The sequence below is a fragment of the Acetobacter sp. DsW_059 genome (assembly GCF_002153695.1).
GTDB lineage: Bacteria > Pseudomonadota > Alphaproteobacteria > Acetobacterales > Acetobacteraceae > Acetobacter > Acetobacter thailandicus.
This window is the reverse complement of record NZ_JOPI01000035.1, coordinates 62,897-82,314: the sequence shown is the minus strand read 5'-3', so window position 1 is coordinate 82,314 and position 19,418 is coordinate 62,897. Positions and strand designations below refer to the sequence as shown.

Below are 19,418 nucleotides of genomic sequence, written 5' to 3'. Positions count from 1 at the left end.
TCAGCAGGATGTCATATTTTATCCTGCTGAAATATTTTGTATTTATACGTTCTGCGCGGTAGTGTCAGGACGATATAAAATAAGGAGACAGCAGTGGTGGTGCGGAGCAGGCAGGACAATAAAACCGGTGTTGCTATAAGACGCCGTGCAAAACGCCCTCCTGGTGCCACTGCGCCTTCTAAAAAAAAACCCGTAAAGCCTCAGATCGCGTCTGATTCCCCTGAGCGTTTCATTAATCGTGAGCTCTCATGGCTTGATTTTAATCAGCGCGTTGTTGAGGAGGCAGATAACCCCCGCAACCCCTTGCTTGAGCGGCTTCGCTTTCTTTCTATCAGCGCCAGTAACCTCGATGAATTTTATTCTGTTCGTGTTGCTGGTCTGGTTGGTCAGGTAAGAGAAGGGCTTGCGGCGTTCTCTCCCGATGGTCTGACCCCCGCAGAGCAGTTAAATGCTGTGCGTGAACGCTCTGTTGTGCTGCTGCATGAACAGCAGCGTATATGGCTTGAGCTCAGAGCGTTGCTCGCTGAGTCTGATGTTATATTGCAGGATATACCAGAGCTTGATGACGCCGATCGTGCCTGGCTTGTTTCCTGTTTTATGGACCGGATTTTTCCGGTGCTGACACCGCTGGTTGTTGATTCAGCGCATCCGTTACCATTCATCCCCAATATGGGTCTTGCTCTGGCCCTGCGTCTGCTGAATTGTGAAACTGACGATTTCGTGATGAATGCGCTTATTCTTCTGCCTGCGCAGGTTGAGCGTTTTATTCGTCTGCCTGTCAGGGATGGTAATGGCAGCCGTAAAGTGCGCTTCATTCGCCTTGAAGATATGATAGCGTTGTGCATCGACAAGCTGTTTCCCGGCCTGGTTATTGGCGAAAGCGGCATGTTACGTGTGGTGCGTGACACGGATGTCGAGTTTGAAGATGAAGCCGAAGATCTGGTGCGCTCATATGAAAGTGCATTAAAACGCCGCCGCCGTGGTGTGGTTATCCATCTCGACATGGAAGCGTGCGTTCCCAGAGAGCTTGCATCTGCTATTGCGGCGGACCTCGATCTGCCGGATGAAGAGATTATTGTGCACCCGGGTATCATAGGTGTTTCTGACCTGAAGCAGATGATAGTCGATGACAGGCCTGATCTGCTTTTCCCGCCTTATACGCCACGCTTCCCGGAGCGTATTCTTGATTTTAACGGCGATTGTTTTGCTGCTATTCGTGCAAAAGATCTGCTGGTACACCACCCGTTTGAAAGCTTCGATGTGGTGGTGCAGTTTCTGCGGCAGGCTGCACTTGACCCTAATGTCATTGCAATTAAGCAAACTCTGTACCGTACGTCCCGTGACTCTCCTATTGTTAAGGCTCTGATAGAAGCGGCTGAAGCGGGCAAGTCAGTGACAGCAATGGTTGAGCTGCGGGCCCGTTTTGATGAGGAGGCGAATATTCGTCTCTCCCGGGCGCTTGAGGCTGCCGGTGTGCAGGTTGTTTTTGGGTTTGCTGACCTGAAAACACATGCGAAACTCAGTCTGGTTGTGCGGCGGGAAGGGAACCAGGTTCGTTCTTATGCACATTTTGGCACGGGGAATTATCATCCCATTACGGCCAGAATTTATACAGACTTGTCTTTCTTTACCTGCAAGCCAGAGCTGGCTCGTGATTCTGCACGGTTATTTAACTATGTTACGGGTTATGCGCTGCCGGCTGAAATGGAGGAAATATCATTTTCCCCTATTACAATCCGTAAGACACTGGTTGAGCAGATTAATGCTGAAATCAGCCTGGCTAAAGCAGGGAAGCAGGCCAGTATCTGGCTGAAAATGAATTCACTGGTCGACCCTGAGCTGATTGATCATTTGTATCGTGCATCACAGGCAGGGGTGAAAATTTCGGCTGTTGTGCGCGGTATGTGTTGTCTGCGCCCTGGTGTCCCTGGTCTTTCAGACAATATACGGGTGAAATCGATCGTCGGGCGGTTTCTTGAGCATTCCCGTATTTTTGTATTTGGTAATGGTCATCGTCTGCCGTCGCGTCATGCCCGGGTTTATATTTCGTCCGCTGACTGGATGACACGTAACATGGACTGGCGGGTTGAGAGTATGGTGCCGATCACAAACCCGACGGTGCATGCTCAGGTTGTCGGTCAGATTATGGTATCTAATATAAAAGATACACTTCAGTCATGGATGCTTGAACCCAATGGTAAATGGCGCAGAGTTGCTCCTGGCAGAAAGCCCTTCTCGGCGCATGAATGGTTTATGACAAACTCTTCTCTTTCCGGGCGCGGTTCGGCAGCTCATGAGGGAGGGGTGAGGGCTCCTGCCACGTTGTCTTCCTTTCAGAACCTGATGTTTGACGCATAAAGAGAAAGAGCAGAAATGCAGAATGATATTCCTCGTCGTTCGGCTGTAGTCGATCTCGGGTCGAACTCCGTCCGTCTCGTTGTGTTCGAAGGGGTATCACGCAACCCTGTTCCGATTTTTAACGAAAAAGCAGTGCTTCGTCTTGGTAAAGGGCTGACACAGACAGGTATGCTCAATGAGGAGGGTGTAACGCTTGCGCTGGACGTGCTGAAGCGTTTTCATGCCATTGCCCGTGCTATGCATGCTGATCCGTTTGAAATTCTGGCAACGGCTGCCGTGCGTGATGCAAGAAATGGCCCGGGATTTATAGATGCGCTGCGTAGCCATATGCCTGGCGTGCCCATTCGCATTCTTTCGGGCGAAGAAGAGGCTGACCATTCTGCCATCGGTGTGATGTGTGGCATCCCGGGTGCTTCAGGTATTGTCGCAGATATCGGAGGGGGCTCTCTGGAGCTGATTAATCTGACGCGTAAAGGTCGTCATGATGCAAGTACGTTACCACTTGGTGTAATCAGATTAGGAGACCGCTCTCAGGGTGATATCAAAATAGCCAAGCAGCTGGCCGATGATGATATTGATAATGTAAGATGGCTGAGTAAGCTTAAAGGCAGCACCCTTTATCTGGTCGGCGGGGCATTTCGTGCACTGGCCCGCCTGCATATTGCCCGTATGCAGTATCCTCTTAATATTATTCATTACTATACACTTGATGCTGAAGAGGCACGTGAGATGACCGGCTGGCTGTTGCATGCACCACGCCGCGGGCTTGAGCGGTTGTCAGGGTCTCCTAAAAAGCGTTTGTCAGATATACCTTTTGCCGCAACTGTGCTGCGCCGTCTGCTGAGAAAAATACAGCCTGAGCGGGTTGTGTTTTGTGTCGATGGTCTGCGTGAGGGGTGGTACATGCTTAATGTCGCCCCTGACTGCCTTGAGCAGGACCCTATGGAGGTTGTGGCGCAGGATATGTGTCTGCGGCTCGGGCGAAGCATGAAGATGCCTGGCGTGCTTCTGCGGTGGACTGATTCTTTGTTTATAAAAGAAACAAAACGCCAGAATCGACTGCGCCGTATTGCCTGTCGTATTTCAGATGTTGGTAGTCATGATCATCCTGAATATCGTGCTGAGCAGACATACTGGCGTGTATTAAGGCTGCAGGGTACCGGCTTTGATCATAAGGCCCGTGCATGGCTGGCCCTGGCCCTGGCGGTCAGATACTCTGCTGTTTCTGATGAGGCATATTTATCAACATCACGAATTTTGCTTGAAGATGATGAGTGGAATCGTGCGATAATACTTGGGCAGGCATTGCGGCTTGCATATTCTGTTGCAGGTGGAACCGCAGCTCTGCTTGAGGGGACGGAACTCGTCAGCCAGCGTAAAGAACTTGTTTTGCGGCTGAGTTCGTCATGTGTAGCAGTAAAAGGGGATAGTGTAAGGCGTGGACTGGCTAGGGTTGGTCAGGCTATGTCATTGCCAGTGCGCATTGAAGAAGCAGATTCATAAAAAATATTTGGTTAATCTGATCTTTTTTGTGCAAGATTATGGTGTGTTTTTATAAAAAAAGAATACCCTCTTTGCATCAGCAAAGAGTATTCAGATTTTAGTGGAAAAAAATCGTGTCTTCTGAAGAAATAATTGACCCGACGAAACAAAGCGATTTTTCTGTCAGGCGTATATTATTTCATCTTGTGCTGCCAGGCCTTGCTCTGGTGCTCAGTGTTCTTGCTATCGTCGTTATTGGCATGCACTCGTATAACACCACGCGAACAGGGGTGCGCACGCTGACGCATGAGCTGCTGGATGCCGTGCAGCGTTATATTTCTCAGGAAGTTTCAGATTATATCATGCCTGCCTCAGCTGGTAATATTGTTGCCAGCGGGATGATCGAGCATGTGCCTGTTGCTGTACAGAAGCGTGTCTTTTTTTCATATGGCAGCGCAATGCTGCATAATATACCACAAATTGAGTCATTCTACCTGGCCGACGCCAGGGGCAATTTTACGATGATTGCCCGGACGAAAGACAGAAAAAATATTGAGCAGACAACTCTTGAGGGAACTCAGGGGCATAAAGTTTTTCATCACATTTATTATAACAATGACGGTGTGCAGATCGGTGAGGCAAGTGATCCGGCAGGTGAGTATGATCCGCGTCTGCGTCCCTGGTATAAAGTGACGGAGCATAAAGATGCAGTGCAGTGGACACAGCCGTATCTCTTTCCGTCCAGTGGTCAGTTTATTATGACCAGTGCTTTGAGATTTAAGGGGATTGATAGTCAGACTGTTGTTTTCGCTACAAATATTTCACTTAATGAGCTGAGCGGTTTTCTTGACAGAATGAAGGTCGGTAAAACCGGTAATGCTATCATTCTGGATACGGAGGGGAGGGTCATCGCTGGCCGGCATCTGATGAAGCTGGCTAAGGAAGCTGACTGGGACCCGGCAAAGATGGTACTTAATGCCAAAACCTCGCCTATTCTGGCTATGGGTTTTGATCATTATCGTGTGCGGGGGTTCGGGCCTCGTAGCTTCACGGTTGATGGTAAGCCGTATGTTACGATGACGTCTCCTCTTAAGAATTCGTCAGAAAGCTGGGTGCTGCTGTTGTCTGCACCTGAGAGTGATTTTTCGAATTTTGCCCGTCAGAGTAGCAAACAGAGTTTGCAGTTTGCTGCTGTTATTATTGTTTTCTCTTTAATTCTTGCCGGGTTGCTGGCCCGCCAGGTGCGCAGAACAGATCGTACAGACCGATTACTTGTCGCGCAGCAACGACAGGTCGCGCGTGAGGCCGCTTCAGTTCAGCAGATATCATCAACACCGCATTTATTTGATGACCCCAGTGAACCTCTGGTCCTGACTGAGCAGCTGGCTGACATTACCGGTGCACGTCGTGTGAGTGTCTGGCGTTTTCTGCATGATGGCTCAGCGATGATCTGTGAAGATTCCTATGACAGTAAGCAGGATACACATTCCGGCGGATTTGAAATGTTTCGTCAGGATATGGAGGAGTTTTTTAAGGCCCTCGAAGATGGTGAAAATTTCTCCGTTGACGATGCGACCGGCGATACACGCACAACACAGTTTGAAAGGCTGGTTATGCGAGAGATCGGCACTGAGCGGGTCGTGGTTCATCCTGCGCGCGGAGCCGGTGAAGTTGTTGGTGCAGTAGTTCTCGAAGATGCGTCATCTGTTGGTCACCTTCTTTATTTTGTTGATCTGATATCTTCTATTGTTGCTGTGCGCTTTGCCAGTTTGTACGGTGATCGTACAACAGGGTTTAACGATGCTGACACTGGCAAAATTATTGCTGGTGATAATGATGTGCCACAGGTGGTCTCCGGGCTGAAACCACATTTTGACACCGTGCTGAATGCAGATTCAAAGGCTGCTCTGGCTGAGACTTCAGGTGTCTATCATCACGTTGCCGTGCTGGTTGTTGTTTTCACCGACCCTGTCTTACACAATGATACAGAAACAGTAGAATTGCTTCAGCTGATAGATCGTCTTGCCTGTGAAGTGCAGCGTATCGCTACAGAACAGCAGCTTTTTGCCGTAAAAATTGCCGGGCATCGTATGATCTGTACGGCAGGCTGTACAGATGCAGAAGACCCAACGGCTCTGCTGCGCATTGCCAATGCAGCCCTGTCAATGCGTGAGGCATTTATGGCCGCCCTGGCCGGCGCTAACCTTGAACCTGTCTTTACGATGGGTCTTGATTACGGGGCTGCTTTTGGTCGTGAGGTCGGACATGAGCCCAAAGTGTTTAACCTCTGGGGGCAGACAGTTTCAGTCGCCGAACTGATGGCGCAGGGGGCAGCGGGCGCGGGTACCGTTCAGGTGACAGAACGTGTTTATACTGTGTTGCGTGACCGCTATCTGTTCCGTAGCAGAGGAACCTTCTTTGCGCCTCACCTCGGTCTGAGCCGCGCTTACATTCTGGCAGCACACCGATGAGCGGGGGGGAGAGCAAACTGCCTGCACAGGGTGGCGGTGATGAAAATGATGCTATTCTTAGCGATAGCATTCAGATGCATCAGAAGCAGAGCCTCCTGCTGCGTCTTTTTTTGTGGCTGGTAAAAAAAACAGGGGCGCTTGGGCGGCTTGTGCGCCATCAGGTCTGGTTTTTTCTGGTGATGCTGGGGGCCTGCTGGGGGGTTCTGTTTGAGAGTATCAGTCAGAATGCCTGGCGACGTACAGTGCGTTATGAATTTGGCACGACCATGAACAGCGTGATTGGTGGTGGTTTAATTGCAACGCTCTTTGCAGGAACACTTACCGGCGTCGCTGCGGTTTCACAAACAATATACTGGCTTGGTGTGGCTGGTATGGCCAAAATGACCGGCTCTATCCTGATTAACGTGGTTGTCCGTGAGATAGCGCCTATTCTGGTCGGTATTTTGCTACTCGGTCGTAATGGCATGCTGTCTGTAACAGAGCTTGGCCTTCTGACAACAGGCGGGCAGATCCGTTCATTTCAGGCACAGGGCATCGACCCATTTTTGCTGCTTGTTATGCCTCGTACCCTTGCGTTCACCGTTGCCGGTTTTACGCTGGGCATAGTCTTTTCAATCGCGTCACTGTTGACCGGGTATATTATCAGTCGCGTTTCGGGAGTTGTGACAAGTCCGGTATGGTCTTTTTTTAATGATGTTATTTCTGCCATGTCTACGGCAGATTATATTATGATCCCTCTGAAATTTGTTACTGTCGGGTTTGTGGTAGGGGTTGGTTCCTGTATTACAGGGCTGACTGCGACCAGTCAGGATAACCTTCGTACGCTTTTACCTCGCGGATTTTCCCGCGGTATGTTGATTGTTATGGCTGTCAGCGTTTTGTTTAGTCTGGATTTCTGAATATGTACACACGTGCAACAGGTCCGGTTTTAGAGCTGAATAAAGCTGTTCCGTCATTTGATGAGAGTGGGTTACCACCTGTACCATTCAGTATGAAACTGATGCCTGGTGAGTGCGCTATCATAGAAGTGCGTGACAACAGCCGGGCTACCGCTTTTGCAGATATGTGCTCAGGGCTTGTCCCGCTGGTTGATGGTGCGGTTAAATTTATGGGGCTTGACTGGGCAGATTTACGCGACCGGGAGAAAAATGCTCTGCGCGGACGGATTGGACGGATGTCACACCGTCCCAGCTGGCCTGATTTTCTGGGCACTTATATGGGAATAGGCCTGCAGCAGCTACATCATACGACGCGTGATATGAGTGAGGTTGTTATTGAGGCAACACAGCTGAGTAGCTGGTTTGGTTTGCCAGGTTTGCCAGTGTTACGTCCGGATATGCTTTCTGAGACAGACCTTATCAGGGCATCCTGTGTCAGGGCATTTTTAGGTAATCCTCAGATTCTTCTTCTCGAAAATCTGCTGGAGGCATGCCCTGCTGATCTTGAAGAGGCTTTTGTTGGTGCTGTTGTTGCAGCCCGAAATAAAGAAGCTGGAGTAATCTGGCTGGTGCGTAATAATACAGTGCAAAGGCGCTATCGTCAGTTAGCCACCAGTATGTGGCGCCTTGTGGATGATGGACTCGTGGCGGTGCGGGCAGGCTAATGTTTCAGATTCGTTTACGACAGAAAGTTAAGCCATTAATCTCACTCCGATATACGGACGAGTGGGTGGGGCTCCTGGTAATACTGAGCCTGGTAGCCTTCGGTGGGGTTATCGTCGAGGCCGGGGTGCTGCGTGACTGGCTGACGCCACCGGCTATCTTACGCGTTACACTGCCCGCAGGTGGTGTTGAGGGGCTGACCGTCGGGGGTGATGTTCAGTTACTGGGGGCGCATGCCGGCACTATTCGTTCCATCAAGCTGAACCCTTCAGGCGATATGTATGTAATTGTTGACCTTGACCTGCAGGCTAAGCCCTTTATCCGTCGTGACAGTACGGCAATTATTCGCAAGCAGTTTATTGTGGCAGGGTCATCTTATCTTGATCTGAACCGGGGATATGGTGCCCCGATGAACTGGGATTATGCTGTTATCAGTGCGACGCCGGCTCCTAATCCTGGTGATATGATCACAGCAACGCTGAATGATATTAAGACGCAGATTGTTCCTACACTGGAGAGTGCGCGTCATATGATGGCTGAGCTTGATGCCACTATGACGGCTATGCACGAAGGAAAAGGCTCTGTTGGCCAGCTTCTGACCAATGATGCACTGATTAAAGATGCAGAGAAAACAATCGTATCACTCAATACGGTCATTAATCAGCTGAAGCCGATAGAAAATCAGATGGCGACTATCATGAGTAAAGCTGACGCAACGATGGGAAATGTAAAGTCGATGTCGGGTGACCTGGCAAAAACGACACCGCATCTGCCGGCAATCGCGGCCAGTGTGCAGGACAGTACAGCTGATCTGCCTGCGTTGCTGACCCAGGCTCAGACAACTCTTTACAGCCTTCAGAAACTTACAAACCAGCTGCGTGGCATGTGGTTACTTGGCGGTTCAGGGCAGCCAAAAAACAGTAAGAAAGGCTGGTTGCCACCACGCAGGGTGCAGCCATGAAAAAAATAATTCTTTCATCCGCCGCGCTGATGTCTCTCGCCGCCTGCGGTAGTACGTCACAGCCGGCACCAGCAGCTTTTGATGATTCTGTTTATGCTCAGGCAATGGATACGGGTGAGAGCGCTTTTGACCTGAAGCGCTATAAGGTCGCGATGAGTGAATATCGCACGGCCGGGCAGCAGGCTCTTAAGCGTGATGACGGTCCGGCAATGGCCGAGGCTGGTTATAACCTTGCTGTATCTCAGCTCGCGGCGGGTCAGCCGCAGGATGCTTTAAAGACAGTTCAGGACGTTAGTCAGACACTTCTTATTCGCCATGATGCGTCAGTCGTATCGTTAAAGCTGGTCCAGGCAGCTGCTTACTATCAGCTGAAAAATTATACGCAGGCGATAGAGGATGCTGCGGCGCCTATGGCTGAGGCTGATAAAGACCTTGCAGGTCGTGCAGCGCTTATTATGGGGCTGGCAGGGTATGACAGTGGTGATAATGCCGCTTTACAACGTGCATATACACGCCTTCATAATATGAAAAAGCCGGTTTCTGTTTCTGTGCTGGCTGATAAAAAAGAGATTGAAGCGCTGTCTCTCATTAAAACCAACCCGGCTCAGGCTATGTCTCTTGCCCGTGAGGTTGCTGACCTGAGACGAGATGAGGGTTCGTATAACGAAATGTCGAGAGCTCTGGCTCTGGCAGCGCGTGCGGCCAGCATCTCGGGCGATCATGCAGGTGCAGCCTCTTTATGGGCTCGTGCGGCTCAGAGTGCTGCAGCGCAGTCTGGCAGTCAGATGCAAAAAGATGCCGATCAGTGGGGGCAGCTCGCAGGTGGCATTTTATTGCATCCTCTGGCCCCGCCTGCGCAGTAAAACGATATTTTGCCTGCAGGCGCGGTATTATCTGACCTTGAAGGGCTTTGATGTGTCGAGGAAAACAGCATTGGCCCTGAGCTCGTGGGACACAACAATCAGATAGGCAATTGCACGCGTCAGCTCGATCCTTGTTGTAATATTGGGTTCGGTTGCCTCCAGACGTCGCAGAATGTTGGTTGCACGCTGTGCGGTCTGCGCTGTGCGGTCATATTTACCTGTAAAACGCTCCATACGTAGCATGACGACTTCTATCGTGCGGCGGGCTTGTGGAGGAATTTGCTGCCGCGCGAGCAGGTTTCGCAACCGTATAATGTTGAGACCTATAGTCATGGTTGCCAGGGTACCCTGAAGGCAGCCTTCAATGGTAGCTGAAGGTTTGGGTCCGGCATGACGGATCAGCCGTGAAAAGCGGTCAATGTTACGACCAATCCAGTCCCTTGTCTCCGGAATAGGATGTGCGGAGGCCAGAAAGCGCAGTTCGTTAAGCATGCTGCGGCGCATACGCCAGCGTTCACTTGCATTATCGAAGGGAAGAACAATTTTAAACACGATAATAGCAAACGCAATGCCAAGGATCACGCTGCTTGTTGAGTTAAACCAGGCGAGTTCATTTTCCCGGCCATGGTTACTGGGGGCGACAAAGTTTGGCAGCAAGAGTGTGTATGCAGCTGAAGGTAAGGCAGTTGCTGCATTACGCGCAGCCAGCCCGCCCGCAATCATCGGGAGCGCAAATGTAGCTGCCAGCGTTTCGTAGTCAGCCTGAGGAGGTATGACAATAAAAACAAGGATGGCAGAGATCGCAACGGCCCATAATGTGCCGTAAAGAAAATGTGTACTGGCCAGAACAGGGTTTTCACGCGTGGCAAACAGCCCGCAGACAATAGCCACAAACGTAATGAAAGTCAGTCCTGATGGCCAGGCAGTGATCTCCCATATCAGGCCTGCGGCGGTAATAGCGGCAAAAGCTCTTATTCCGTTATACAGTGCTTCGCGCTGGTCGTTATGTGCCTGCATACGAAAATGGAAGTGGTCACCGCGTATGACATGATGGCTGGCGTCATATTCTTTAATGGCCTGCTCAAGTTCCAGCAACAATTCATCAAGCGCGTTATGCAGAATACGGTTATCAAGTAAGGCCTGTACCTTTTCGACGCTTTGTTCTTCATTGGGCGTACTGATTTCCTGCGTCAGCGCATCGACAATCTGCTGGCGGCATTCGCCGCGCAAATGTTGCAGGTCATGCAGCAACTCCTGGACATGTTCATCAGTATCGAGGTTCTGAGTGACAGTATTAAGGAAGCTGCTAACCTGTGCTGCGGTTTTCTGAAATGCAGGCTGGTCACTGTCGAGGTACTGCAGGCGCACCGCCATGCCTAGCCCGCGGGAGAGCAAAACAGAAACTGCAGCAAGGGCAGCGCGTGCATGGTCTCCCTCATGGCCATGTGGCCCCATTTCCACTTCTGAAAACTCTATCTGATCATTGATCGAGAGCAGTGGGCCAAACATCTCTCGTGAACGGATCATTGCATTTTCAGAGCCGGATAAAAGACCGGCTACTGACACAGACACGCTACCCAGTGCTGTATGCAGTTTTTCACGGATGTTGCGGCGTGCCGTGGTTGCCAGGTTTGAACTGAAAAGACCTGCGATGGTGCTTTCACAAACGATACCAAGAACAATGTACGTGGCACGTGACATGGCAATCATAAAGACATTCTGAGGGGTCTGAATGGAGCCGATGGAAATAATGGCGCAGGTGTACCCGGCCAGCACCAAAGCATAAGAGCGAAAATTACGTACTAATGTAGCCAGCGTGCAGCATAACCCCACCCATATGCCCAGTGCAGGGAAAAACAGCCAGGCCTGCTGAATAAAAGACGAAATGAGCGTAATAGCCATGGTTACGCCCACAGCTGTACCAACAAGACGCCATCTGGCTTTGGAGAGGGATTCACCTCGTGAGCCCTGTGCTACAATCCACACAGTCATAGCCGCCCATTGCGGATCAGCCATTTCCATCCACATCGCAAGATACAGTGCGATCAGGGAGGCTACGGTGGTACGAATGGCAAAGCTAAGCGCTGGCAATGATGGCGCAAACAGCCATTTCCATTTTGCCAGTAACTTATTTTCAGACTGACTGAAGGCGTTCAGACGCTCCAGCGGCTTTATGTGCTTCAGAAGAAAGGGAAGAATGTCTGGCAAGACCTGAGGCTTTTATTCTAAGGCTGAGGAATAAAGGATTCGCCGGTAAAGTAGCCTGAATTCTGAAAATTTCCTCCGGGTATCCAGCGCATATCAGCTATATCCATTCTGAAAAGAGGGGAGGGCAGAGAGGCACAACCGCATAAAGCTCGCATAAGTTGCTTATCTGGTCCATAACAAAGCAGATCGTCGGCCTTTTTTCGGGGTGACGCAACCTGCTGTATTTTTATTTTGCAGCGACATTGGGGATCTGCAGATGTCTGGTTTTTTAGCCAACCTTGTAAATAAAGTTGAAAGCACGATTGGAAGCAGCCTGTCTGGCGTGATGCAGCAGCAGCTTCAGTCCTTTTTGCAGCCGGAAATGATTGCTAAAATTCAGGCAAAAGCTGACGAATGCGGGTTGGGCGATAAGGTCCGTTCATGGATTGGCCAGGGTGATAATCTGCCTGTCACAGCTGATGAAATCAGAGAGATGCTTGGCAGCGAAACATTACACAACCTGGTCGATCGCTCAGGCCTGCCGGCAGATGCAGTTTTGGGTGCTCTGGCACAATTTCTGCCTGAGGCTGTGCACAAAGCAACACCAGACGGCACTATTGCCGACAAATCTGAAAGCAGCAGCGTTTAATTTTTAACGTAAACGATCTGCCTGCCGGATAAATAAGCAGGACTGGCGGGCAGAGAGTTTTTATACAATATTGTGAAGAGCAGATGAGTTTAGGTGAACGTATTACACAGGCTGATGCCTGGCTTCTTGATAAAGTCTTTCAGCCTCTGGCCGACCGGCTGCCGGAGAGGATGAATGTTCTTGATGTCGGTATGAGTTTTCAGCTGGGGTCACTACTTTTTTCTGCGGCTTCAATTATTGCTGTTTTTATTTTTAACGGCATCGAAGATTTTAGTTCGATGGTGTTTAATATTCTGATCTGGGCGTTGTGCGTAACGTTTTTTATAGGCCTTTGTCGTATGCGGGCACTGGTTAAACCAGGTTATGCTAATCCGCTGCGCCATGTACTGCGCGGGGTCAGGATCGTTTCTATACCATTTACAATTTACACAATGTGGCAGGCAAACGTAACCGCCCCTCCCTTTTTTCAGGCGATGTGGTTTAACGCGCTCTCAAACCTTGTCTTTGTGATTGGCCTTTATCTGATTTCCTGTGAAATTCGCCCGCCACAGGCCAGTTTTAAAAAGGATATATGGAGCCGCCATATGGAAAAAAACGGCATCCGTTAATTTTACGGTCTTTGTATAGTGTTGTGTAGCGGCAGGAGCCCTCAGGGGTTATCCTGCTCGTGTTCTCCTTCAGCTATGCGTGCCTGTACGGCACTGCGCCACGAAGCATCAGCCGGTGCGGCATCCATAGCTTTACGAAAAAGAGCCAGGGCCTGCGGTGTGACACGGTCACTGGCGCGTGTCATGGCTTCAGCCGTGCGGGCCGCCAGCTCAGGCTCAAAGCCCAGACTGAGCGCGTGGTTCCAGGCATCAGCTGCATCTGCATAGCGGGCTCGTGAGGCTTCAGCCTGGCCAAGCAGAAGGTACCCCTGTCTCAGGCTGGGGTCATCTGTTGACATTTGTGCAAGGGTCCGTCTCATACGATCCAGAACAGCATCATTGCGAACATTCTGTGCGTGCTCTGCCGCCAGCCTTGGGCCGAGTGGCTGAGCTGGCAGAGAAGGAATACCGTTGCAAAGATAAAGCAGGATCGACGCTGCTGGCAGAAGCAGCAGGCCGCACCAGACAAGGGGAGCCGAAAGGCGCGCACTTGCCTGCGGGGCAGGCCGATCAGCGGCGAGTATACGACGCTGAATTTCAAGGCGTGCAATATCATGCTCAGCAGGTGCAATAAGGTCAGCGGCAAGGTCACGGTCAATTTCTGAGAGCTGAGCCTCATGCAAAGCGAGCGCTGAACCGCGTTCATCTTTAATCTGCTGAGAACGTCGCCAGAGCTGTGCAGCCGCCGGAGCCAGGGCCAGCAGGCTTAAAAGCAGGATAGAAAGCCAGATCATGCATTTAGTCCTTTGTCAGTTCTGCCAGTCTGGCTTTTTCTTCTTCTGTGAGAGGTGATGGCGTAACCTGTATCTTCACGCGGCGGCTTCTGACCACAAAAGCAATCACAAATCCGCACAGCAGGGCCAGAGGCGCCATCCCCCACAACAACAGCGTTGCCAGTGTAAGGGGGGGAGCCAGGCGAATGAAGTTGCCATAGCGGCTGACCATCCATTCCATAATCTGCCCGTCGCTCTGCCCCTGCGCTACATGTTCACGCACAACGCGGCGCAGGTCGCGGGCCAGGCCGGCGCTACTGTCTTCGATCGACTCATTCTGGCATACAAGGCAGCGCAGCTGTGAACCGATATGCTCAGCCCGTGCTTCCAGCTTTGGGTCAGGCAACATTTCTGACGGGTCATCAACGGCCAGCACCAGGGCAGGCGTTGCAATGACAACTATAACAGCAGCAAAAACTACGGTGATTAAACGGCGTTTCAGGGCTGAAAGCATATGTTTCATGGGCTGTTCAGTTTTGCCAGAAGGGGAAGCAGGGTCGTTTGCAAAATATCCGGGGCAAGGGGTGTCGCTGTATGCCAGCGGATGATCCCACCGGGGGTGACGAGAAAACTTTCGGGCACGCCGGAAATGCCCCAGTCAATGCCTGTACGTCCCTCACGGTCACTGCCGATGCGTGTATAGGGATTGCCTGAATGACGCAGAAAGCCCTCAGCATTTTCAGGACGGTCTTTATAGGCAATACCCCAGAGTTCGATGTCTTTTTTAATGGTCATGAGTACCGGCATTTCTGCCAGGCAGGGGATGCACCATGAGGCAAAAAAATTGACCAGAACAGGTTTGGTCATGGCCCGCAGGTCCTGCGCTGAAAAGCCTGTACCAGGCGGTTGCGCAGCCAGGGTAAAATCGGGAACGGGGCGGTTAATCACCGGTGTATTAATTCTGTGCGGATCGAAGGAGCCTTTTTGCATACCAGAGAGCATTCTGGCGAAACCGACCCCAACGATTGCAGCACCCGCCAGAGGAACACCCATAAGCAGTCTGCGGCGCAGCGGCGATGAGGGAGGAGCGTCGTGTATGTCATTCATGGTGATGTCACCGTTCTGGCTGCAGACTGAGCGCGTCGCGGCGCACCGACTCTTATCCGTCTGTCAGAGAGAGAGAGTATACCACCCACAGCCATAATCAGAGCACCAAGCCACATCCATGGTGCAAGAGGATTATAATGAAGGCGCAGCACATAGGTGGGGTTAGCATCTGTTCCGTGCTGGTCTCCGAGCACACAATACAGGTCTGCCAGCAGGTTGGTATGAATAGAGACTTCGGTTGTTGTCTGATGCTGTGCGTTAAAACTGCGACGTGACGGGTGCATCATGGCGACCAGATGACCATTGCGGCTGACTTTAACTGTTGCTGTCATGGCGGTGTAGTTAGGGCCGGGTGCCTGCTCCACCTTTTCAAGCGTCCAGTCATAACCTGCCAGATGCTGCGTAGTGCCAGGTGTAATTTCGGTAATTTTGTGCTGCGCCTGAGACATAACAGCGAGCCCCAGAACACTGATGCCCACACCTGCATGTGCCAGGGCGGTGCCAAAGACAGAGCGGGGCAGACCACGTGCGCGTTGCAGGCTGCCACTTAAGGGCATGCGAAACAGCCTGATACGTTCTGTTACATCGGTAATGCTTGTCAGAATAACCCATACAGCAGCACCACATGACAGAGCGGGGAAAACACCTGCAACCCCCCAGAGAGATATAGCAAAAGCCAGTCCTGTCAGGATGAGGGTAATCCATAGTCGCTGTATCACCGGCCAGAGCTGAGCCCGTTTCCAGGGAAGCATTGGCCCGATCCCCATGAACATAAATAAAGGGAGAGCAAGGGGGATTGTTGTCGCGTCAAAAAAAGGTTTACCGACCGAAATTGTGCGGTCAAACAGCAATGACATAAAGGGAGGATACATCGTGCCGGTTACGACAACGGCACAGATGGAGCACAGGAAAATATTGTTGAGCACAAGTGCCCCCTCGCGGGAGACCGGTGCAAAAAAACCACCTGATGTCAGAGCCGGTGCGCGGCAGGCAAACAGAGCCAGTGAGCCACCAATAACCAGGGCCAGCAGAGCAAGAATAAAAATGCCACGTGCCGGGTCATTAGCAAAAGCATGAACTGAGTTGAGGATGCCCGAGCGTACAAGAAATGTGCCTGACAGAGAGAAGGAGAACGTGGCGATAGCGAGGAGTACGGTCCAGATCTTCAGGCTTTCGCGTTTTTCAACAACTGTGGCGGAATGAATGAGTGCCGTACCAGTCAGCCAGGGGATGAGAGAGGCATTTTCAACCGGGTCCCAGAACCAGTAGCCGCCCCAGCCCAGCACATAATAAGACCACCATGACCCCAGTGCGATCCCGCAGGTTAAAAAGCACCATGCCGCAACAGCCCAGGGTCTGACCCATCGGCCCCATGCTGCATCGACCCGGCCCTCGATCAGAGCGGCGATAGCAAAAGCAAACGGTACGGCAAAGCCAACATAGCCTGTGTAGAGAATGGGCGGGTGAAAGGCGAGGCCGGGGTCCTGCAACAGGGGGTTCATACCCTGTCCATCCATCGGGGCGGGCCATACACGCGCAAAGGGGTTAGATGTTGTCAGGCAGAAGAGTTCAAAACCTGCGGCGATAATGCCCAGTACGGCAATAACCCGTGCCCGCAGAATACCAGGCAGATTACGCCCGAACGCCGCAACCGCAGCCCCGCAGATACCCAGGATAAGGATCCACAAAAGCACTGAGCCCTCGTGGTTGCCCCATACACCGGTTATTTTATACAGCAGAGGTTTAGAGACAGCACTGTTTGCGACAATGTTCTGAACCGAGAAGTCATCAGTTACTGCGGCATTGATCAGACACAGAAAGGATACCAGAAGCGCAAGCAGCTGTCCCAGAGCCAGGGCAGGCGCCAGCGTCAGGAGGCGGATGTCGCGAGTTGAGGCGCCGATAAGCGGCACAACCGCCTGTGCAAAGGCAAGAACACAGGCCAGGGCAAGGGCGTAATGTCCGAGTTCGGGGCTCAGCATATCAGTGGGGCACTCCCGGATTAACTGTGTGGTGGTATGTTACTGTGCAGCAGGAGCTGGCGGCGGCAGGAGAGATTTTTTTGCATCCTTAACCGTCATACTGTTCCAGCTGGCGGCATCAGGCGGCGGGCCAAAGCGTGGGTCCCATTTGCCCGATTTTTTCAGGGCTTCAGCCACTTCTTTGGGCATATAGGTTTCGTCATGTTTGGCCAGAACTTCACTGGCGATGAAGATACCGTTCTTCATCGAGCCAATTGCCACGACACTTTGCCCCTCGCGAAACAGGTCAGGCAATACGCCTTCATAGTTTACGGTGACGGCTGACTGGCCATCAGTGACTTCAAAGCTGGAAACAGGTGTATCCCCATGCTTTTCACGTTTAACCGAATTAGCGACAACCATACCGCCGAGCTTAACTGTACGGTCAGCTGGCTGTGCGTTCTGTGTGAGCTGTGAGGGCGTGACAAAAAAAACAATGTCAGATGAAAAGGCACGCAGCATCAGAGCCGCGGCTGTGCCAAAGCATGCTACACAGATAATAACCAGCCAGAGACGGCGTGTTTTACGGGTCATGAGACGGATTTTTTTCCTGGCGAACTGGGTTTGGCCGGCTCAAGTGACAGCAGTTTCAAACGAGCAGTTCTGAGACGTAGGGCAGCTCCCGCACTCAGGTAAAGGGCAAGAGCAATAAAAAGTCCGTAACTGGCGATAATAAATGGCAGATGTGTCATGAGAGATCACCATTGTGGCGGCGCTGGTTTGAAAGCAGGCTGCGAATACGGCTCTCCATTACAGAAGCGCGCAGACGTGCCAGTACGATGGCTGCAAACCCCAGGGAAATGCCCAGCATTGACAGAGCGAGAGGCCAGAGCATGCTGCCAGACATGGTGGGAGCACTGGTCAGAGTGATGCTGTCAGGCTGGTGCAGGGTGTTCCACCATTGTACACTGAATTTAATAATGGGCAGATCAACTGCGCCCGCAATTGCCAGGATGGCTGCGGCACGATAGCCGCGCTGCTGGTCGTCAAAAGCACGTATAAGCGTGATATGCCCCAGGTAGAGAAAGAACAGAATAAGTACTGATGTCAGGCGGGCATCCCATACCCACCAGGCGCCCCACATAGGTTTGCCCCACAAGGACCCCGTCGCCAGGCACAGAGCGGTAATACAGGCCCCGACAGGGCCGATTTCTGCCGCTGCCAGGTCAGCCAGCGGGTGACGCCACACCAGAGACAGCACGCTGCAAAGAGCAAGAGCAGCATATCCTGCTGATGCCAGAATGGCTGTCGGTACATGAATGTACATAATGCGCACACTATCTCCCTGCTGCCAGTCAGCAGGAGAGAAAAATAGCCCCCAGATCAACCCGGTCAGGGTCAGGGCAATAGCAGGCCAGGTGAGCCATGGCTGAAGCACTTTGCCCAGCCTGAGAAAGCGGCCCGGGTTAGCGTAGCGGTGAAAAAAGCTGCTGAGACGTGAGGCAGAAGAATGTGAGGCACTCAATGGTTTGTTCGTTTCGTATACTGAATGAAGGAACATTGAAGGCACATAACGAAGTATCTTTTCTGTGTCAGGAAAAAAATAGCAACTCGCGTGCAGGGGGCGTTATATCATTTTATTCCCCTTGACACGAGGCCATTATTCGTGGGCGATCTGAGCAGGCAATTATCAGGAGAAAAAGATATGCTGTTTTCTATTGTGTGCACAGATCGTCAGAATGGTTTTGAGACCCGCCTGGCAACACGTGCTCAGCACCTTGCTCATCTTGAAAAACATAAAAATATCATCCGGTTTGCAGGACCTATGCTTGATGAAGAAGAAAAGCCATGCGGTAGCCTGATTATGATTGATGTTGACAACCCATCGGCAGCTGATGTTTTCGCTGCGGCTGATCCTTACACCAAAGCAGGCCTTTTTGAGAGTGTTATTATCCGGGCTGTGAAAACAGTTTTTCGTGATGGCAACAGGGTTGAGTGAAAAATATGGCGTTCTGGCTGATTAAAAGTGAACCAGATGCATTTAGCTGGCAGGAGCAGGTTGCTAATGGTACAGAACCCTGGACCGGGGTGCGTAACCATCAGGCAAAGAAAAACCTCGCCGCAATGCGCCTGGGTGACCGCGCTTTCTTTTATCACTCAAATGTGCAGCGCGCGATTGTTGGTATTGTTGAAATCGTGCGTGAGGCTTACCCCGACCCGAGCGCAGAGTCTGGTTCCTGGGTATGTGTCGATGTTAAAACAGTGGGTGCTATGCCCAGGCCGGTGACTCTTGCTGAAATTAAGGCTGATGACTCGTTGGAGGACCTTGCTCTGGTAAGGCAGTCCAGGCTTTCAGTCTGTCCGGTGTCTGCACAGCACTGGCAGGCGCTGTGCAGTATGGGTGGCTGGAAAGAATAA

General features: G+C 51.5%; 18 protein-coding genes. 11 read left to right on the top strand and 7 right to left on the bottom strand.

All coding sequences use genetic code 11. The features are described 5' to 3' along the window. The first annotated feature begins 96 nt into the window (after window positions 1-96). From HK25_RS08395 to HK25_RS08365, 7 genes are all read left to right on the top strand, one after another. Window positions 97-2,358 carry an RNA degradosome polyphosphate kinase gene (locus HK25_RS08395; protein WP_255375968.1) on the top strand — a complete coding sequence of 754 codons (2,262 nt, stop codon included), beginning with the start codon at window positions 97-99 and terminating at the stop codon, window positions 2,356-2,358. Window positions 2,359-2,373: 15 nt separating this feature from the next. Next, on the top strand, window positions 2,374-3,861 hold the full coding sequence (locus tag HK25_RS08390) for a Ppx/GppA family phosphatase (protein ID WP_086554435.1): 1,488 nt from the start codon (window positions 2,374-2,376) through the stop codon (window positions 3,859-3,861). Between the two features lie 113 nt (window positions 3,862-3,974). Beyond that, the gene (locus HK25_RS08385) at window positions 3,975-6,311 is read left to right on the top strand and encodes an adenylate/guanylate cyclase domain-containing protein (RefSeq protein ID WP_086635908.1); all 2,337 of its coding nucleotides are present in this window, start codon (window positions 3,975-3,977) and stop codon (window positions 6,309-6,311) included. Then, a complete protein-coding gene (locus HK25_RS08380) occupies window positions 6,308-7,210 on the top strand; it encodes an ABC transporter permease (protein WP_086554433.1) in 903 nt (300 codons plus the stop codon). The genes HK25_RS08385 and HK25_RS08380 overlap by 4 nt, the downstream gene beginning before the upstream one ends. 2 nt (window positions 7,211-7,212) lie before the next feature. Beyond that, window positions 7,213-7,914, top strand: a complete 702-nt coding sequence (locus tag HK25_RS08375; protein ID WP_086554432.1) for an ABC transporter ATP-binding protein — start codon at window positions 7,213-7,215, stop codon at window positions 7,912-7,914. Further along, window positions 7,914-8,873: an MlaD family protein gene (locus HK25_RS08370; protein ID WP_086554431.1), complete on the top strand. Its 960-nt coding sequence runs from the start codon at window positions 7,914-7,916 to the stop codon at window positions 8,871-8,873. Before HK25_RS08375 ends, HK25_RS08370 begins: the two co-directional genes overlap by 1 nt. Then, the gene (locus HK25_RS08365; RefSeq protein WP_086635907.1) at window positions 8,870-9,736 is read left to right on the top strand and encodes a hypothetical protein; all 867 of its coding nucleotides are present in this window, start codon (window positions 8,870-8,872) and stop codon (window positions 9,734-9,736) included. The genes HK25_RS08370 and HK25_RS08365 overlap by 4 nt, the downstream gene beginning before the upstream one ends. A gap of 27 nt (window positions 9,737-9,763) precedes the next feature. Here HK25_RS08365 and HK25_RS08360 read toward each other — a convergent pair whose 3' ends face one another. Beyond that, window positions 9,764-11,944, bottom strand: coding sequence for an FUSC family protein (locus tag HK25_RS08360; protein WP_086554429.1), 2,181 nt, complete (start codon window positions 11,942-11,944; stop codon window positions 9,764-9,766). A gap of 256 nt (window positions 11,945-12,200) precedes the next feature. Between HK25_RS08360 and HK25_RS08355 the strand changes: the two genes are divergently transcribed. Beyond that, window positions 12,201-12,572, top strand: coding sequence for a YidB family protein (locus HK25_RS08355; protein WP_086554511.1), 372 nt, complete (start codon window positions 12,201-12,203; stop codon window positions 12,570-12,572). Between the two features lie 83 nt (window positions 12,573-12,655). Continuing rightward, window positions 12,656-13,180 carry a hypothetical protein gene (locus tag HK25_RS08350; RefSeq protein WP_086554428.1) on the top strand — a complete coding sequence of 175 codons (525 nt, stop codon included), beginning with the start codon at window positions 12,656-12,658 and terminating at the stop codon, window positions 13,178-13,180. A 41-nt stretch (window positions 13,181-13,221) separates the two neighbouring features. On the opposite strand, the gene ccmI is transcribed toward HK25_RS08350, so the two are convergent. From ccmI to ccmC, 6 genes are all read right to left on the bottom strand, one after another. Next, complete coding sequence (gene ccmI / locus HK25_RS08345) at window positions 13,222-13,953, bottom strand: c-type cytochrome biogenesis protein CcmI (protein WP_086635906.1); 732 nt, start codon at window positions 13,951-13,953, stop codon at window positions 13,222-13,224. Window positions 13,954-13,957: 4 nt separating this feature from the next. After that, a complete protein-coding gene (locus HK25_RS08340) occupies window positions 13,958-14,446 on the bottom strand; it encodes a cytochrome c-type biogenesis protein (protein ID WP_086554510.1) in 489 nt (162 codons plus the stop codon). Between the two features lie 5 nt (window positions 14,447-14,451). Further along, a complete protein-coding gene (locus tag HK25_RS08335) occupies window positions 14,452-15,039 on the bottom strand; it encodes a DsbE family thiol:disulfide interchange protein (protein ID WP_086635905.1) in 588 nt (195 codons plus the stop codon). Continuing rightward, a complete protein-coding gene (locus HK25_RS08330; protein WP_086554425.1) occupies window positions 15,036-17,021 on the bottom strand; it encodes a heme lyase CcmF/NrfE family subunit in 1,986 nt (661 codons plus the stop codon). Before HK25_RS08330 ends, HK25_RS08335 begins: the two co-directional genes overlap by 4 nt. Before the next feature lie 39 nt (window positions 17,022-17,060). After that, entirely contained in the window at window positions 17,061-17,594 is a 534-nt protein-coding gene (gene ccmE / locus HK25_RS08325; RefSeq protein WP_086554424.1) for a cytochrome c maturation protein CcmE, read from the bottom strand. Window positions 17,595-17,748: 154 nt separating this feature from the next. Further along, complete coding sequence (gene ccmC / locus HK25_RS08320; RefSeq protein WP_086554509.1) at window positions 17,749-18,525, bottom strand: heme ABC transporter permease CcmC; 777 nt, start codon at window positions 18,523-18,525, stop codon at window positions 17,749-17,751. Between the two features lie 180 nt (window positions 18,526-18,705). Between ccmC and HK25_RS08315 the strand changes: the two genes are divergently transcribed. Both HK25_RS08315 and HK25_RS08310 read left to right on the top strand, forming a co-directional pair. Then, window positions 18,706-18,999 carry a YciI family protein gene (locus HK25_RS08315; protein WP_086554423.1) on the top strand — a complete coding sequence of 98 codons (294 nt, stop codon included), beginning with the start codon at window positions 18,706-18,708 and terminating at the stop codon, window positions 18,997-18,999. A 5-nt stretch (window positions 19,000-19,004) separates the two neighbouring features. Continuing rightward, entirely contained in the window at window positions 19,005-19,418 is a 414-nt protein-coding gene (locus HK25_RS08310) for an EVE domain-containing protein (protein WP_086554508.1), read from the top strand.